The sequence below is a fragment of the Aliiroseovarius sp. YM-037 genome (genome assembly GCF_048060095.1).
Classification (GTDB): Bacteria; Pseudomonadota; Alphaproteobacteria; order Rhodobacterales; family Rhodobacteraceae; genus JBLUOA01.
In genome coordinates, this window is the sequence record NZ_JBLUOA010000001.1 from 925,320 (window position 1) to 942,843 (window position 17,524).

14 protein-coding genes are annotated in these 17,524 nt (G+C 61.0%); 7 read left to right on the plus strand and 7 right to left on the minus strand.

The window, feature by feature from the left end; genetic code table 11:
• Positions 1-136: 136 nt before the first annotated feature.
• Both prpE and ACEWPJ_RS04505 read right to left on the minus strand, forming a co-directional pair.
• Positions 137-2,032 carry a propionate-CoA ligase PrpE gene (gene prpE / locus ACEWPJ_RS04500; protein ID WP_416511228.1) on the minus strand — a complete coding sequence of 632 codons (1,896 nt, stop codon included), beginning with the start codon at positions 2,030-2,032 and terminating at the stop codon, positions 137-139.
• Positions 2,033-2,139: 107 nt separating this feature from the next.
• Positions 2,140-4,419, minus strand: a complete 2,280-nt coding sequence (locus ACEWPJ_RS04505; RefSeq protein ID WP_416511229.1) for an NADP-dependent malic enzyme — start codon at positions 4,417-4,419, stop codon at positions 2,140-2,142.
• 200 nt (positions 4,420-4,619) lie between these two features.
• Between ACEWPJ_RS04505 and ACEWPJ_RS04510 the strand changes: the two genes are divergently transcribed.
• From ACEWPJ_RS04510 to upp, 5 genes are read left to right on the plus strand one after another with little or no spacing between them, the layout of a single operon-like run.
• On the plus strand, positions 4,620-5,012 hold the full coding sequence (locus ACEWPJ_RS04510; RefSeq protein ID WP_416511230.1) for a cytidine deaminase: 393 nt from the start codon (positions 4,620-4,622) through the stop codon (positions 5,010-5,012).
• A gap of 2 nt (positions 5,013-5,014) precedes the next feature.
• On the plus strand, positions 5,015-6,319 hold the full coding sequence (locus tag ACEWPJ_RS04515) for a thymidine phosphorylase (protein WP_416511232.1): 1,305 nt from the start codon (positions 5,015-5,017) through the stop codon (positions 6,317-6,319).
• Positions 6,316-7,527, plus strand: a complete 1,212-nt coding sequence (locus ACEWPJ_RS04520; RefSeq protein WP_416511233.1) for a phosphopentomutase — start codon at positions 6,316-6,318, stop codon at positions 7,525-7,527. Before ACEWPJ_RS04515 ends, ACEWPJ_RS04520 begins: the two co-directional genes overlap by 4 nt.
• Positions 7,524-8,543: an adenosine deaminase gene (locus ACEWPJ_RS04525; RefSeq protein WP_416511234.1), complete on the plus strand. Its 1,020-nt coding sequence runs from the start codon at positions 7,524-7,526 to the stop codon at positions 8,541-8,543. The genes ACEWPJ_RS04520 and ACEWPJ_RS04525 overlap by 4 nt, the downstream gene beginning before the upstream one ends.
• Complete coding sequence (gene upp / locus ACEWPJ_RS04530) at positions 8,540-9,172, plus strand: uracil phosphoribosyltransferase (protein ID WP_416511236.1); 633 nt, start codon at positions 8,540-8,542, stop codon at positions 9,170-9,172. The genes ACEWPJ_RS04525 and upp overlap by 4 nt, the downstream gene beginning before the upstream one ends.
• Here upp and ACEWPJ_RS04535 read toward each other — a convergent pair whose 3' ends face one another.
• Positions 9,173-10,189 carry a hypothetical protein gene (locus ACEWPJ_RS04535; protein ID WP_416511238.1) on the minus strand — a complete coding sequence of 339 codons (1,017 nt, stop codon included), beginning with the start codon at positions 10,187-10,189 and terminating at the stop codon, positions 9,173-9,175.
• Positions 10,190-10,265: 76 nt separating this feature from the next.
• Positions 10,266-11,897: an AMP-binding protein gene (locus ACEWPJ_RS04540; protein WP_416511239.1), complete on the minus strand. Its 1,632-nt coding sequence runs from the start codon at positions 11,895-11,897 to the stop codon at positions 10,266-10,268.
• A gap of 146 nt (positions 11,898-12,043) precedes the next feature.
• Between ACEWPJ_RS04540 and ACEWPJ_RS04545 the strand changes: the two genes are divergently transcribed.
• Together ACEWPJ_RS04545 and ACEWPJ_RS04550 are read left to right on the plus strand one after the other, a co-directional pair.
• On the plus strand, positions 12,044-12,955 hold the full coding sequence (locus ACEWPJ_RS04545; RefSeq protein WP_416511241.1) for a DMT family transporter: 912 nt from the start codon (positions 12,044-12,046) through the stop codon (positions 12,953-12,955).
• Entirely contained in the window at positions 12,952-13,599 is a 648-nt protein-coding gene (locus ACEWPJ_RS04550; protein WP_416511242.1) for a sulfotransferase family 2 domain-containing protein, read from the plus strand. Before ACEWPJ_RS04545 ends, ACEWPJ_RS04550 begins: the two co-directional genes overlap by 4 nt.
• A 34-nt stretch (positions 13,600-13,633) precedes the next feature.
• Here ACEWPJ_RS04550 and ACEWPJ_RS04555 read toward each other — a convergent pair whose 3' ends face one another.
• The 3 genes from ACEWPJ_RS04555 to ACEWPJ_RS04565 are packed head-to-tail and all read right to left on the minus strand — an operon-like array spanning position 13,634 to position 17,519.
• Positions 13,634-15,835 (minus strand): 3-hydroxyacyl-CoA dehydrogenase NAD-binding domain-containing protein, encoded by a 2,202-nt coding sequence (locus tag ACEWPJ_RS04555; protein WP_416511243.1) that lies wholly within the window; start codon positions 15,833-15,835, stop codon positions 13,634-13,636.
• Positions 15,832-16,305, minus strand: coding sequence for a cupin domain-containing protein (locus ACEWPJ_RS04560; RefSeq protein ID WP_416511245.1), 474 nt, complete (start codon positions 16,303-16,305; stop codon positions 15,832-15,834). The genes ACEWPJ_RS04555 and ACEWPJ_RS04560 overlap by 4 nt, the downstream gene beginning before the upstream one ends.
• The gene (locus tag ACEWPJ_RS04565; protein ID WP_416511246.1) at positions 16,305-17,519 is read right to left on the minus strand and encodes an acetyl-CoA C-acetyltransferase; all 1,215 of its coding nucleotides are present in this window, start codon (positions 17,517-17,519) and stop codon (positions 16,305-16,307) included. Before ACEWPJ_RS04565 ends, ACEWPJ_RS04560 begins: the two co-directional genes overlap by 1 nt.
• Positions 17,520-17,524: the final 5 nt, after the last annotated feature.

The window sequence follows — 17,524 nt, forward strand, 5'->3', positions numbered from 1 at the left end:
TCCGTTCGAAAGGGGTGTGCGGCCATAGCGGGTGTCATCAAATAAATACGTCGAAACAAGATTTTGGCCACAGTGCCTTCATTGCGGCCAATAAATCAAGTGTCACGCACCCGCTTCGCGGAAGTGACGCGGCGGCCTATCCCGCTTTGGGGTAGCCCACCTGGGCCAACGAGCCCTTGATTTCGTCAAGCACTGCGGGTTCGTCGATTGTTGCTGGCATTTTGTAATCTTCGCCGTCCGCGATCTTGACCATCGTTGCCCGCAGGATCTTGCCGGATCGTGTTTTGGGCAGGCGATCAACGACCACTGCCAGCTTGAACGCGGCAACTGGCCCGATCTTCTCCCGCACGCGGGTGACGCAATCGTTGATAACATCGTCCTTCGCCCGATCCGCCCCGGTGTTGAGGCATAGGAATCCCATCGGCAGCTGCCCCTTCAGCGGATCGGAGACGCCGATCACGGCGCATTCCGCGACATCCGGGTGCCCGGCGAGCACTTCTTCCATCGCACCGGTCGACAGGCGGTGTCCGGCGACGTTAATCACGTCGTCCGTCCGCGCCATGATGTAGAGGTATCCGTCTTCGTCAATATAGCCCGCATCGCCGGTTTCGTAATAACCGGGAAAATGTTCCAGGTAACTTTTGCGATAGCGGTCTTCGGCGTTCCAGAGGTTCGGCAGCGTGCCCGGCGGTAGCGGCAGCTTGATCGCGATAGCGCCGAGTTCGCCAGCGGGCATCGGATGGCCGCCTTCGTCAAGAATCTGAACGTCATAACCCGGCATCGCGACGGAGGGGGAGCCGACCTTGACCGGCAGCGCCTCGACCCCCAGCGGGTTCGCGGCGATGGCCCAGCCTGTTTCCGTCTGCCACCAGTGGTCGATCACCGGAACGCCGAGTTGATCCTGCGCCCATTCGATCGTGTCGGGGTCTGCGCGCTCCCCTGCAAGGAACAGGGACTCGAGGCTCGATAGGTCGTATTTCTTCAGGAACTCACCCGTCGGGTCTTCGCGCTTGATCGCCCGGAAGGCGGTCGGCGCGGTGAACAGGCTTTTGACGCCATGTTCCTGAATGACGCGCCAAAAGGTTCCAGCGTCCGGGGTGCCGACCGGCTTACCTTCAAACACGATGGTTGTGTTGCCGTTAATCAGGGGGCCGTAGCAGATGTAGCTGTGCCCGACGACCCAGCCGACGTCGGACGCGGCCCAGAACACGTCGCCGGGCTCGACATTGTAGATATATTTCATCGTCCAGTTGAGCGCGACCAACTGCCCGGCGGTGTGGCGGATCACACCTTTCGGCGCGCCCGTCGTGCCGGAGGTATAAAGGATATAGGCGGGATGATTGCCCTCAACCGGGACGCACTCGGCGGATTCCACACCATATTGGAAAGAGTGCCAGTCAAAGTCGCGGCCTTCCTCCAGCTTCGCGACTTCCTGTTCGCGCTGGAAGATGACGCAGAAATCCGGCTTGTGGGTCGCTTCTTCAATCGCCCCATCAAGCAGCGGCTTATAATGCACAACCCGGCCCGGTTCGATCCCGCAGGAGGCGGCGATGATCGCCTTTGGTTTTGCGTCGTCGATCCGAACGGCCAGTTCGCTTGCCGCGAAGCCGCCGAAAACGACCGAATGGATCGCGCCTAGCCGCGCGCAGGCCAGCATTGCCTCAAGCGCTTGGGGAACCATTGGCATGTAGATGATGACGCGGTCGCCCTTTTCGACACCTTTGGCGCGCAACGCCCCGGCGAGCGAGGCGACGCGCAACTGCAGCTCCGCATAGCTGATCGCGTGACGGGTGCTGGTGACGGGGCTGTCATAGATGATCGCAGTCCGGTCGCCATGGCCTGCCTCGACGTGGCGATCCACGGCGTTGTAGCAGGTGTTGACCTTCGCGTCAGAGAACCACTCGTATAGCGGGGCGTTGTCGTCAAACAGCGCCTTCGTCGGCGGCGTGTCCCAGTCGATTGTCTGGGCAGCGTCCATCCAGAACGCATCCGGGTCCTGCTTCCACGAGGTGTAAAGATCATCATATGTCATCGAAATTCCTCCCACGGTATTTCGTTATTCTCTAAGCGTGTGCACAGCGCGACAAACCCCCGGACTGCGCCGCTCCGTCGCGGCTGGCGCTAGCCTCGGCACTATTTTCAGCCGTAATGAGAAACCGGAGTCCCCGCGACCGCAGACATATTCAGCAAACCGCGGGCCGTAATCGACGGCGTTACGATATGCGCGCGATTACCCATGCCCATCAAAATCGGTCCGACTTCCAGCCCGTTCGCTTTCATCTTGAGGATGTTGCGCGTCGCGCTGGCGGCGTCGGTATTTGCGAAAATGAGTGTGTTCGCGGTGCCCGTCAGGCGGGACGATGGGAAAATCCGCGCGCGTAGTTCGGCGTCAAGCGCGGCATCGGTGTGCATCTCGCCTTCATATTCAAAATCCACACCCTTGTTGTTCAGGATAGTCAGCGCGTCGCGCATCACCGCGCCCGATTTACTGTCGAGGTTCCCGAACTGAGAGTTTGAGCAAAGCGCGACTTTCGGCTCCACCCCAAAGCGGCGGACATGGCGGGCGGTTGAACAGACGGTTTCGGCAAGCTGTTCCGGCGACGGGTCGGCGTGAACATGGGTGTCGGCGACGAAAAGTGGGCCGTCCTCAAGCACCATCAGGCTAAGTGCGCCGACCGGGTGCAGTTCATCAGTGCCAAGGACTTCGCTGATGTAGTTGAGGTGCCAAAGATATTGGCCGAACGTCCCGCAGATCATACTGTGCACCTCTTCGCGGTAGACCATGACCGCGCCAATCGCGGTCGTGTTCGTCCGCATGATGGCTTTGGCGAGGTCGGGTGTCACGCCGCGCCGCTCCATCACCTCATGATAGGTGCCCCAGTAATCCCGATAGCGCGGATCGTTTTCGGGGTTTACGATTTCAAAATCCTTCGAGGGTCGGATTTTCAGCCCCGCGCGCTCGCAGCGGCGGTCGATGACCTCTGGCCGACCGATCAGGATCGGCTTGTCGATGGTTTCTTCCAGCATTGCGTTGGCCGCGCGCAGGACGCGTTCATCCTCACCCTCGGTAAACACGATCTGGCGGGATGCTGTCGCCGCCGCTTCAAACACCGGGCGCATGATTAGGGCAGAGCGGAAGACCGAACTGTCGAGCTTTGCTTTGTAAGCCGCTAAATCCTCAACCGGGCGCTTGGCCACACCGGATTTGATCGCCGCCTCTGCAACCGAACTTGCGACGACGCCCATCAGACGGGGATCGAATGGTTTGGGGATCAGATAGTCGGCGCCGAACGACATACGCTCTCCTTTATAGGCCGCCGCAGCCTCCGCACTGGTCGTCGCGCGGGCGAGTGCCGCGATCCCGTCGACGCAGGCGATCTGCATGTCATCGTTGATTTCCGTCGCACCGACATCCAGTGCGCCGCGGAAAATGAACGGGAAACACAGGACGTTATTGACCTGATTGGGATAGTCTGATCGCCCCGTCGCGATTATCGCGTCCGGCGCGATTGCGCGGACCTCATCCGGCATGATCTCCGGCGTCGGGTTGGCAAGCGCAAAGACGATCGGGCGGTCGGCCATCTTGGCGACCATGTCGGACTTCAGCACGCCGGGGCCGGACAGCCCAAGGAACAGATCGGCCCCTTCGATCACGTCATCCAGCGTCCGTAGATCGGATTTCTGGGCGAAGTCGGCCTTTTGGTCGGTCATCTCCTCTGTCCGGCCATCATAGACCAGGCCCGCAATATCGCAGAGCCAGACGTTCTCGCGCTTGACGCCGAGCTTCAGCAGCATGTTCAGGCAGGCAATCCCCGCCGCCCCGCCGCCGGTTGAGACGACCTTGATGTCCGAGAATTTCTTGCCCGCCACTTCAAGCGCGTTGGTCGCGGCGGCACCGACGACAATCGCCGTGCCGTGCTGATCGTCGTGAAACACGGGGATATTCATCCGTTCCCGGCAGATTTTTTCGACGATAAAGCAATCCGGCGCCTTGATGTCTTCAAGGTTGATCGCGCCGAAGGTCGGCTCCATCGCGCAGACGATTTCGGCCACGCGTTCGGGGTCGGATTCCTGCAACTCGATGTCAAAGCAGTCGATACTGGCGAATTTCTTGAACAGGACGGCCTTGCCCTCCATCACCGGTTTCGACGCCAGCCCGCCGATATTGCCGAGGCCAAGAACAGCCGTGCCGTTCGACACGACGCCCACAAGATTACCGCGCGCGGTATAGCGGCTGGCGGTGTCGGGCTCGGATTTGATCTCAAGGCAGGCTTCGGCGACGCCGGGGGAATAGGCCCGGGCCAGGTCACGCCCGTTCGCCATCGGCTTGGTCGCGCGGATTTCAAGCTTACCGGGCTTGGGAAACTCGTGGTAATCAAGCGCGGCCTGCCGCAAGCTGCTCTGTTCCTCATCCGCCATATTATGTCCCCCAGTTTGTTGTTTTCGTCGCAGCGTGACCAGCGGTGGTCCGGCTGTGCGGTGCGCCGCCCGTTTATTAAGCACAATAAAGTCAGGCTGAAAATGACCGAAATTGGCGCAGGGGATCTGCTATGCCAACTGACGCCTTGCATCACACCGCCGCGACGCGCAAATTTGGCGAGATATCAAAGGAGCCGTCTATGCCATTGTTGGATGCCGCCCGCGCGGTGCGCGAAAACGCCCATGCCCCGTATTCCCGGTTCAAGGTCGGGGCGGCGCTGCGCACGACAACGGGCGCGGTCTTTTCCGGCTGTAACGTCGAAAACGTTGCCTATCCCGAAGGAACCTGTGCCGAGGCGGGTGCGATTGCAGCAATGGTGGCTGCGGGCGAGACGCGGATTGCCGAGGTCGCGGTGATTGCCGACAGCCCGTCGCCAGTGCCGCCTTGCGGCGGGTGTCGTCAAAAGTTGGCCGAATTCGCAGATGGCGACGTGGTTGTGACGATGGCAACGACTGCGGGCCAAAGTGCAACCCTGACAGTGGCCGAATTGCTACCGGGGCGCTTTGCCGCAGACCACATGGGGAACGGCTGACGATGGATGCGCGCGCGATCATTGCGCAATTGCGGGACGGCGGGTCGTTGTCTGCCGACGAACTCACGTGGGTCGCACGGGGGCTTGCCTCGGGCGAAGTGACGGACGCCCAAGCGGGCGCCTTCGCGATGGCGGTTTTGCTGAACGGTATCGGAAATGATGGCCGCGTCGCGCTGACCGAAGCGATGCGAGACAGCGGCGACGTTTTGTCGTGGGACTTGCCCGGCCCGGTCATCGACAAACACTCGACGGGCGGGGTTGGCGATTGCACCTCGCTGATCCTCGCCCCGGCACTAGCGGCCTGCGGGGCCTATGTTCCAATGATCTCCGGTCGTGGGTTGGGGCACACGGGCGGGACACTTGATAAGCTTGAGGCGATACCGGGCGTTCAAACCGAAGTTTCCGAAGATCGCTTTCGTCAGATCGTCGCGGATGTTGGCTGCGCAATCGTCAGCGCGAGCGCTGATGTCGCGCCCGCCGACAAACGGCTTTACGCCATCCGCGATATTACAGGCACGGTCGAGAGTATCGATCTGATCACGGCGTCGATCCTGTCAAAGAAGCTCGCCGCGGGACTTGAGGGCTTGGTGCTTGACGTGAAGACCGGCTCCGGCGCGTTTATGGAGTCGTTGGAGGCTGCCGAAAAACTGGCGCAAGCGCTGGTTACGACCGCAAACGGGGCTGGGTGTCCGACGACCGCCTTGGTGACGGATATGAGCCAACCATTGGCCCCCTCAGCCGGAAACGCGGTAGAGGTGGCCGACTGCATGAAAGCCCTGTCAGGCGACGTCGACACACCGCTGGCGGAATTGACGTGCGCCTTGGGTGGGGAGCTTTTGGCGGCGGGTCGGTTGGCGACCGATGCGGAGGCGGGCGGCGGCGCGATACGGGCCACCTTGACCGATGGTCGCGCGATGGAGCGGTTTGACCAGATGATCGCCGCGTTGGGCGGGCCGACAGCGATTTCAGAAGTCTGGCAAGATGTGTTGCCGAAGGCCGCCGTGACCGTCGATGTCCCCGCGCAATCCGGCGGGCAGATCGCTGCGATTGATACCAAAGCCCTCGGCCTTGCCGTCGTGCACCTCGGCGGCGGGCGATTGAAAGGCGGCGACGTGATTGACCCGTCTGTCGGGCTGTCGAACATCGCCCGGATCGGCGCGCAAGTTGATGAGGGCGTGCCACTTGCGCAAATCTACGCCGCAAACGACGATCAGGCGAACGCGGCCGCGAAGGCGGTTTCGGCGGCGTTTTCGTTCGCTGATGATCCCGAGATCCCGCCACTCATCTACAAAAGGGTTTCTGCATGACCCGCGCTTTTTTGGTTGTTCTGGATTCAGTCGGTTGCGGCGGCGCGCCGGATGCGGACCAGTTCTTTAATGGCAAGACACCGGATACCGGGGCGAACACGGTCGCGCATATCGCCCAAGCCTGCGCCGAAGGACGCGCGGAGGATGGGCGTAGTGGGCCGCTGCACATTCCGACACTGGACGCGCTTGGCCTTGGGGCGTCGGTGCGGCTCGCGTCTGGCGACACGACGCCGGGGCTCGACGCGCCGCCGACCGGGCGTTGGGGCGCTGCGACCGAAATCTCCAAGGGCAAGGACACGCCGTCAGGCCACTGGGAACTGGCCGGCGTTCCGGTTCCGTGGGAGTGGCATTTTTTCCCTGACGAAACCCCCTGCTTCCCCGCCGATCTGGTCGACGAAGTGTGCCGCAAGGCCAATGTCAACGGTATCCTCGGCAACCGCCATGCCCCCGGCACCGCCATTATCGAAGCGGAAGGGGCCGAGCACATGAGAACCGGCTGGCCGATCTGCTACACCTCCGCCGACAGCGTTTTCCAGATCGCCGCCCATGAAGAGACGTTCGGGCTGGATCGACTGTTACAGCTTTGCGAAGCGATGGCCCCGACGCTGCACGGCATGAAAGTGGGTCGCGTGATCGCGAGGCCGTTTGTCGGGTCCGAAGCCGACGGGTTTACCCGCACGACCAACCGCCGCGACTTTGCTATCGCGCCGCCCAAGCCGACCCTTTGTGACTGGGTGCAAGATTCGGGGCGGCGAGTCTATGCGATTGGAAAGATTGGCGATATCTTTTCCAAACGCGGAATTGATGAGGTCCGCAAGGGCGACGATCGGGCCTTGATGTCGCATCTGACGGACCTCGTCCGCGACGCCGAAGAGGGCAGCCTGACATTTGCGAATTTCGTCGAGTTCGACAGCCTGTTTGGGCATCGCCGCGATGTTTCAGGCTACGCAAAGGCACTGGAATGGTTCGATGCTGAGATCAGCAAGGTGATCGCCAATCTACGGCAGGGTGATCTGCTGGTTCTGACAGCCGACCACGGCAATGATCCGACGTGGACCGGCACCGACCACACTCGCGAACGGGTGCCGGTTTTGATCCACGGCGCAGGCTCAGGCGAAATCGGCCATTGCGCTTTTGCGGATGTCGGGGCAAGCGTAGCCACTCATCTGGGCGTGACGCCGCAAGGGCCGGGACGGAGCTTTCTATGACCGATCAGGACAACAACATCCTTTCGCACAGCGCCGTCCGCGCCATGCCGAAGGTCGAACTGCACCTTCACCTTGAGGGCGCCGCGCCGCCGGATTTCATCCGCGGGCTCGCACAGGAAAAGGGGATGAACCTGAGCGGTGTGTTCGATGAGGTCGGGGGCTACGCCTATACGGATTTCGTTCACTTTCTGCGGGTTTATGAGGCCGCGACCGAAACCTTGAAAGCGCCCGAGGATTATCACCGCCTGACGCGTGCCGTGCTCGCGGAAAGCGCGGCGCATGGCGTGATTTACTCTGAAACATTCCTGTCCCCCGATTTTTGCGGTGGCGGTGATGTCGGGGCGTGGCGCGAATACCTCGCCGCCATTCAGGAAGCCGCGGATGAGGCGGAGCGTGCAGATGGTATCGTCTTGCGCGGCATCGTTACGGCGGTCCGCCATTTCGGGCCCGAGAAAGGCCGCGCCGCCGCGCGTTGCGCCGCAGAAACGGCGGGCGACTGGCTGGTCGGGTTCGGGTTGGCCGGGGATGAAAACGCCGGGAAGCCGCAGGATTTCGCCTATTCCTTTGATATGGCGAAGGAGGCCGGGCTGCGCCTCACCGCGCACGCGGGTGAATGGGGCGGGCCCCAATCGGTGAAGGATGCGCTGTCACTGGGCATCGAACGGGTCGGGCATGGCGTCCGGGCGATTGAGGACGACGCCCTTGTCGATCAACTGGCCGAAGACGGAATCGTGCTTGAGGTTTGTCCGGGGTCGAACGTTGTGCTGGGCGTCTATCCTCGTTGGGATGCGCACCCGATTGAAAAACTGCGCGACCGGGGCGTGAAAGTTACCGTTTCGACCGACGATCCGCCGTTCTTCCACACCACGATGAGCTATGAATATGACCGCCTGGCGGACATCTTTGGCTGGGATGAAAGCGTATTCGCGTCGCTGAACGAAACCGCCGCCAACGCCGCGTTCTGCAACGATGAAACCCGCGCCAAAATATTGAAGAGACTGGAGAAAACCTCATGAGCGAGCATGTTAAAGTCGTCGATCATCCGTTGGTGCAGCACAAGCTGACCCTGATGCGGCAGAAAGGGACGCCCACGGCGGGGTTCCGCCAGCTTCTGCGGGAGATCAGCCAACTGCTCGCTTATGAGGTGACGCGCGATCTGGCGATGACGACAAAGCGGATCGAAACGCCGATGGAGCCGATGGACGCACCGACGCTTGACGGCAAGAAGCTCGCGCTGATTTCGATCTTGCGGGCGGGGAATGGGCTGCTGGATGGCGTTCTGGAATTGATCCCGTCGGCCCGTGTCGGCTTTGTCGGGCTGTATCGGGACGAAGAGACGCTGCAACCGGTGCAGTATTACTTCAAGGTTCCCGAGGCGATGGAAGATCGCTTGGTGATCGCAGTCGACCCGATGCTTGCGACCGGCAACTCCTCAGTCGCGGCTATTGATTTGCTGAAAGGGGCGGGCGCGAAAGATATCATTTTCATGTGCCTGCTTGCCGCGCCCGAAGGGGTTGCCCGGATGAAAGAGGCGCACCCGGATGTGCCGATCGTCACCGCCGCAATTGACGAGAAACTGAACGAAAACGGCTATATCGTGCCGGGTCTTGGCGACGCGGGCGACCGGATGTTCGGAACGAAGTAACTATCCGCCGCAGATGTTCTGAAGGCCGATCCAATCGCCATCTGATAGAATCGGTTTTGGGGCCGCCTGCCCGCTAAGGGGGTCGGCCTCAATCAGCGGCAGCGTGGTTTCGCCCGAAATATCAACCGCGTAGGCGTAGGGCGACGATGGAACGCCGGCGTCGGCAAAGCTAAGCAGCAGCCGATCATCGGCCACTGTCATCTGCGGCGTAACAAGCAACCTTTCTGCATATTCGGCCAGCGTTTCGTCCGAGATTTCGCCGGTCGTCAACAACCGGAACGTCGCGTACGGCCCCAGCGCCGAGAGCATTCGTTCAAACGGATCGCGAAGCGCGGCGCGGGCGGCTTCGGACAGCACAAAACCGGCGACGACGGCAGGGTCTTCGTGATCTTCGACCAACCCGCGGTTCAGCAGGATATAGCCGCCCGGCAGGTGTTCGGATTCAGCGACACCGGCCCTTAGGACCACCAGTTCGCGAGTTTCCGGCGTGATCCGCATCCGCAATCGGTTTAGCGCCCGGTCGCCATTCGCCGTGCTGCAACTATCGCCCGACAGCCTGCGGATATTGTCGAGCAATCGTCCGCCGATATCGGCTTTCGTAACGTCCGGCACAACGGACGCGGTATGCTGCACCAACGCGCCCGGCAGCCAGAACATCACCAGCGCCAGCACCGCCGCGATACTGCCGACGAACGCGAAAAGGCGCAGCCGACCGGGCCGGGGAACGCGCCGCGCAACGGCGGCAAGCACCTTGTCGATAGCACGGATCATCGTGTCGTCTTCCAGTTCCAATGTCTCGGTGCCGTCGGGATCGGGGGAAAACAGCGCCGGACGCGTGCCGGGGTTCAGCCGGGTGATCGCGGGCAGGGACCAATGCGCGAGCGCCTGATCATTCTTGTCTGTCAGCACCACCGTCGCATCCCCGAATGAGACAATAACATCCCGCCGCTGGCTGTCCGGGGACGCCCGCCAAAGGCCGGTCGATTCCAGCCGTTGATATTTCTTTAGCGCCGTCATGCTGCCGGACGCGCCCTGCCTGTTTTTTGCTGCCTTCGTGCGGAAGGTTACAGCAGCCGTCGGACTCCGGCAATGATCAGAGCGACTTGGCCAGCGTGCGAAGTTCGAATTTCTGGATCTTACCGGTCGACGTTTTTGGCAGTTCGCAGAACACAACCTTTTTCGGCGTCTTGAACCCGGCGAGTTTTCCGCGGGCGAAGGCGATCAGTTCTTCCTCGCTCGCCTCGGCGCCGTCTTTCAATTCAACGAAGGCGCACGGCACTTCGCCCCATTTTTCGTCGGGCTTCGCAACGACCGCGCAGAGGGACACGGCGGGATGGTGGGCGAGGATGCCTTCGACCTCGACCGAGGAAATATTCTCTCCGCCCGAAATGATGATGTCCTTCGCGCGGTCGGCGATTTTGATGTATCCGTCCTCGAACTGATAGGCGATGTCGCCGGATCGGAAGTAGCCGCCGCGAAACGCCTCGGCGGTGGCGTCGGGGTTCTTCAGATACCCTTTCATCACCGAATTGCCACGGATCATGATTTCGCCCTGTGTCGCCGCGTCTTTCGGTGCGGGCGCCAGCGTTTCGGAATCGCGCACCGTAATATCCTCCATCATCGGCATGGGGATTCCGGTCCGGGCCTTGATCGCGGCGCGGTCGTCTTCGGGCAGATCGTTCCAGCGGTCGCTGTGCCACAGGCATTCGGTGACGTGGCCGTACGTTTCGGTCAGCCCATAAACTTGCGTGACGTTGAAGCCGAGCGGTTCAACCGCTTTCAGGGTCGCGGCGGGGGGCGGGGCGCCTGCGGTGAAAACCTCGACCGTGTGATCGAAATCGCGGCGGTCCGCGTCGTCGGCGTTGACCAGCATGTTCAGAACAATCGGTGCGCCCCCGAAATGCGTCGCGCCGTGATCGGCAATCGCGTCATAGACCGCCGCAGCCGTGATATCGCGACAACAGATGATGGTCCCGCCAAGCAGCGGCATCATCCACGTATGGTTCCAGCCGTTGCAATGGAACAGCGGCACGATGGTCAGGTAGCGCGGGTAAAGCGTCAGCCCCCAACTGACGACCGTTCCCATCGTCATCAGATAAGCCCCCCGGTGATGGTAGACGACCCCCTTCGGTCGCCCGGTCGTGCCCGACGTGTAGTTGAGCGCGAGGCTTTCCCATTCGTCCGTCGGCATGATCCAGTCAAACGCTGGATCGCCTGTGGCCAGCAAATCCTCGTATTCGGTGTAGTTGCCGGTGGCGGGATGGCCAGCCTGGGCATCGCCAACCTCGATCACCGTGGGTGCTGGACCTTCCATGATCGCAATTGCGGCTTCGGCAAGCGGCAGGAACTGCGGATCGACAAGCAGCACTTTGGCCTCGCCGTGGTCAAAGATGTAAGCAACCGTATCCGCCTCAAGCCTCGTGTTGATGGTGTTGAGAACGGCACCGGCAGCTGGCACGCCAAAATGCGCCTCGGCCTGCGCGGGTAAATTGGGCAGCAGCGTGGCGACCACATCGCCCGGTTCGACACCCAGCTTGGTCAAACCCGATGCCAGCCTGCTGACCCGGTCGTAATAGTCCTGATATGTGGCGCGGTGGTCGCCATAAAGCACGGCCTCCCGCTCTGGCCAGATTTGCGCAGCGCGGCGCAGATGCGACAGAGGTGTCAGCGGAACATGGTTCGCCTCACATTTCTCCAGCCCGGTTTCATCCCTGAGCCAACCCATGATTGACCTCCCTCATATCACATCGGTGCGGACCATCTAAGGACACGCCCGCGCGCGATAGCAATAAAAATCCGCATGGTAAGAGCAGGCTGGCGACACTTCGTGGTTTCCGATAGCCGGAATGGATAGCGCAATACGGGCACCGGATGGACGGAAACAACACATTGAAGGGCGGTATGTTCATCCTGATGGCGATGGGCATTCTTGGGTTCATCGACAACTTCTTTGGTCCGATTTCCGAAGATGGCGGGCTTTGGCAGTTCCATGCCGTCCGAACGACGATGTCGATTTTGGTTTTCGTGGTCTATGCGCGGATCAAGGGCGTGTCGCTTAGGCCGACGCGGTTTTTGCCGGTCTTGGGGCGCAGCGTGATCCTGGGGATTGGGATGCTGATCTATTTTGGCTGCCTCGGCCTTTTGCCGATTGCCCAAGTCGCGGCGGGCCTGTTCACGTCGCCAATTTGGGTGCTGATCTTTTCAATACTGTTCTTCGGTGTCCGAGTCGGGTTGTGGCGGTTTCTTGCGATGATCGCAGGGTTCGTTGGTGTTCTGCTGATCCTGCGGCCGGACCCCTCGGCGCTGTCCTTCCTGACCATCGCACCAATCTTTGCCGGGGCGTTCTGGGGGCTTGGGATGCTGACAACCCGCGCGTGGTGCGAGGCGGAAAATTCGCTGACCCTGACACTGGTCAGCTTTCTGGTGCTCGGCGGGGCGGGAGTTATCGGCGTAACTGTATTCACCCTCTGGCCCGTGGGGGAGGGCGATCCGGGGTTCCTTCTAAGAGGATGGCAACCGCTCACGCCGCGCTTTCTGTTCTGGTGCGCGGTGCAGGCAGTGGGGTCGGTGATTGCCGTCGATCTATTGGCGCGAGGATATCAGCAGGGGGAGGCGTCGTTCGTGACCGTGTTCGAATACTCCTTCCTGATTTTTGCGGCGGGTTGGTCCTTTATCCTCTGGGGGCAGGGGGTCGATTTGCAGGGTGCGGTCGGCATCGCCGTGATTATTGCATCCGGCGCGGTTCTTGCTTTGCGTGGGCGCGCGGATGAGGCGGCGGTATGATTGTCTCGCGCGGGCGGCGGTATATCTTCGTGCATATTCCAAAGACCGGCGGCACATCGCTCGCGCTCGCCCTCGAAGCGCGGGCGATGAAGGATGACATCATGCTTGGCGATACGCCGAAGGCTGTTCGGCGGCGGAGGCGGGTGCGGGGAATGGCGACCTCCGGGCGGCTTTGGAAACACTCGCGCCTGACAGACATCTATGGGCTGGTGTCGCAGGAGGAAATTGAGAGCTTTTTTGTCTTCACTCTCGTTCGCAATCCGTGGGACCGGATGGTGAGCTATTATCATTGGCTGCGGGACCAATCCTTCGATCACCCGGCCGTGGAATTGTCGAAGCAGGTCGGGTTTTCGCCATTCCTGAATGCGCCCGAAACGGTGGAGGCATTCCGAAGCTCCGGTCTCAACAGCTATATTCGCGACCGAAACGGAGCGGAGCGGTGCGATCACTTCATCAGGTTGGAGTATTTGACCGAGGACATTGCCCCGCTTCAGAAGCATCTGGGCTTCACGCTCGACATCCCGCATGTCAATTCGTCCGAGCGGACGCAGGATTATCGCGCGGCATATGATGATGCCGATATCGCGCTAGTGGCCGATCTGTTTACTGATGAGGTCGAACGTTTCGGCTATCGGTTCGAATAGGGGTTGGCAGTTCGTAACGGCCAACCCCGCATAATCATGCAGCCTTGGCGTCGGTGCCGAAGCGCCCGTAGAAGGTCTGGCCCTTCTCAGCCGTTTCGCGCAGAAGCGCTGGCGTCTCAAAACGTGCGCCGTGGGTTGTTGTCAACTCATCGCAATGTTCGACCGCTTTCGCAGCGCCCATCATGTCGAGCCAGCTGAACGGCCCGCCAGACCACGGGGCAAAGCCCCAGCCGAGGATCGCGCCGACGTCGCCTTCGCGGATATCTTCCAGCACGCCTTCTTCCAGCGCGCGCACGGCTTCGAGCACCTGCGCGAACAGTAGACGATGCTGCACTTCGGTCACGTCAGGCTGATCGGCATAGGGGGTGTATTTGGCGCGCAGATCGCCCCACAGACCCTGACGCTTGCCTTTGTCGTCATAGCTGTAGAACCCGGCATTCGCCTTCCGGCCCAGTCGCCCTTCGTCAGCCAGCCAGAACAGAACCTCGTCTACATCATCATTGTCATAGTCGCTGCCCATCGCGGCCTTGGTCGCCTTGGCGATTTTCACGCCGAGGTCGATTGACGTTTCGTCCGTCAGCTGCAGCGGCCCAAGCGGCATGCCGACCATCTTGGCCGCATTTTCGATCAGGGCGGGTTCCACCCCTTCGCGCACCATCCGGACACCTTCGTTGATATAGGGAATGATGCACCGGTTCGCGTAGAAGAACCGCGCGTCGTTGACGACGATTGGCGTTTTGCGGATTTGTCGGACGTAGTCGAGCGCTTTGGCGACCGCCGTATTGCCGGTCTCCTTGCCCTTGATGATCTCAACCAGCAGCATCTTTTCAACGGGCGAAAAGAAGTGGATGCCAATGAATTGCTCTGCCCGCTTCGACGCTTTCGCAAGTTCAGAGATGGGCAGGGTCGAGGTGTTCGTCGCAAAGATGCAATCATCACCGATGACCGCCTCGACTTTCTGGGTGACTTCAGCCTTCACGCCGGGGTCTTCGAACACCGCCTCGATAATCAGATCGCAGCCTCTCAGCGCGTCGTAATCGGTCGTCGCGGTGATCCGGTCGAGGATTTGTTGCTTCTTCTCTTCCGTTGCTTTGCCGCGCTTGATGCCCTTGTCCATATAGTCGGCGGTGTAGGATTTGCCCTTATCAGCCGCCTCTTGCTTCGCGTCGATCAGCACGATCTCGATCCCTGCCTGGGCCGAAACCAGCGCGATGCCAGCTCCCATCATTCCGGCCCCGAGAACGCCAAGTTTCTTGACGGTCTGGTCCGGCGCTTCTGGCCGGTTGGCGCCTTTTTCAAGTGCTTCTTTGTTGATGAACAGGCTGCGAATCATGGCCGAAGAGGACGGGTTCATCAGCACATTGGTGAACCAACGCGCCTCGATCTTGAGGGCCGTGTCAAACGGCACCATCGCGCCTTCATAAACCGCACTCAGCAGGGCTTTCGCGGCGGGGTAGACGCCTTTAGTCTTGCCGGTGACCATCGCAGAGGCGCCAACGAAGGTCATGAACCCGGCGGGGTGGTAAGGTTCGCCCCCCGGCATCTTGTAGCCCTTGGCGTCCCACGGCTTCACGATGTCCGCGTCGGTTGCGTTCAGCACCCATTCCTTCGCGCGCGAGAGCAACTCTTCCGCTGGAACGACCTCATCCACCACACCTGCGGATTTCGCTTTCTTCGGGTCGTTCAGCTTGCCTTCCAGCAGCAGCGGCGACGCCGCCATCGCGCCCATCTTGCGCACGAGGCGCGTGGTGCCGCCCATGCCGGGAAAAATGCCGACCATGATTTCGGGCAGGCCGATCTTCGCCTTCGGGTTCTCCGCCGCGATGATCCGGTGACAGGCGAGGGGGATTTCCAGCCCGATCCCAAGCGCCGTGCCCGACAGCGCCGCGACGATGGGCTTGCCGCCCTTGTTCTTGTCGTCCATCCCGGCGCGTTCGATCTTTCGCAGGATCGCATGGGTCGCCATGATTCCCTCGAACAGACCCTTGGCGGGGTTGTCGCCCGCGCTTTCCTTCATCTTCGCGATGATGTTGAGATCCATCCCGCCGGCAAAGCTGCCGTCTTTGCCAGAGGTGATGACCACGCCCTTGATCTTGTCGTCCGCCAGCGCCTTGTCGATCAGCGCGTCGAGGTCCAGAAAACCCTGCTGGCTCATCACATTCATGGATTTGCCTTCGGTGTCCCACGTGATCGTGGCAACGCCGTCGGCATCTGTTTTCATCGAAAAGTCGCTCATGCTTTTTCTCCCGTGTAGGGGGTGCCGTCCTTGTGGATGAAGGTGGCGGTGCCGTCCTTCAGTTCCACTTCCAGATCGACATCGGAATAGGTTGCTTTTTCGTGCGGTTTGCGGGTTCCGATGACAAGGAACCGCGCCGCTGCGTTGGTTTTGTTGATGAAGTGATGGCCGTTCTGGTCGCCCGCCGGGAATGCCGCGCAGTCGCCCGGCAGCATCCGGGTTTCGCCTTCATCCTGAACCAGCGTGCATTCACCCTCGGTCACCATGACGAATTCGTCTTCGTTGTGGTGCCAATGGCGCAGCGAAGATTTTGCGCCGGGTTCCAGAATGACCAGATTTGCGCCGAACTGCGTTAGCCCGCCCGCGTCGCCAAGCCTCAGCGAACTGCGCCCCGCCATTTCGCTGGCATAGGGTTCCGGGTAGATCGACCCGGTCTTGATCGGCACCTCGGTTTGGTCGATGACGCCCATCAGACCCTCTCAATAATGGTGGCGGCGCCCATGCCGGAGGCGATGCAAAGCGTGGCGAGGCCGACTTCTTTGTCTGCCCGCTCAAGCTCATCCAGCAGCGTGCCGATGATGATTGCACCGGTCGCGCCAAGGGGGTGCCCCATCGCGATGGACCCGCCATTCACGTTGACCTTGTCGTGATCCACGCCAAACGCCTGCATGAACCGCAGCACGACTGACGCGAAGGCTTCGTTCACCTCAAACAGATCAATGTCGTCAATCGACATGCCGTGATCGGCCAGGATCTTTTCGGTCACGGGCACCGGCCCGGTCAGCATGATCGTCGGGTCCGTTCCGATTTTTGCCGTCGCACGGATGCGGGCGCGGGGTTTCAAACCGTGTGCCTCACCGAATTCCTTGTTGCCGATCAGAACGGCGGCGGCCCCATCGACGATACCCGAGGAGTTGCCGGCGTGGTGGATGTGGCTGATCCGCTCAAGATGCGGGTATTTCAAAAGCGCGACGTTATCGAAACCGGGCATCACCTCGCCCATATCCTTGAACGATGCCTTGAGCGCGCCGAGCGACTGCATATCGGTTCCGGGGCGCATGTATTCATCGTGGTCGAGGATCGGCAGGCCGTTCTGATCGCGCACCGTCACGATGGATTTGTCAAAGCGGTTGTCGTCCCACGCGGCCTTTGCCCGCTTCTGGCTTTCGACCGCGAAGGAATCCGCGTCGTCGCGCGAAAATCCGTATTCCGTCGCGATAATGTCGGCAGAAATCCCCTGCGGAACGAAATAAGTCTCCATCGCCAGCGTCGGATCGACCGCAATCGCGGCACCATCGCTGCCCATCGGCACGCGGCCCATCATCTCAACCCCGCCGGCGACATAGGCGTTGCCAGCCCCGCCACGGACCTGGTTCGCGGCGAGGTTGACCGCCTCCATCCCCGATGCGCAGAACCGATTGATGGCGAGGCCCGGCACCTGTTCATCGAAGTCCGACGCCAGAACGGCAGAACGTGCAAGACATCCGCCCTGTTCCTTGACCTGCGTGACGTTGCCCCAGATCACATCCTCGACCGCCTTCGTGTCGAGGTTGTTCCGCTCTTTCACCGCGTTCAGGATCTGCGCCGACAGCCGGACAGAGGTTACTTCGTGCAAGGCACCATCCTTGCGGCCCTTGCCCCGAGGGGAACGCACGGCGTCATAGATATAAGCGTCTTCGGTCATCGTTG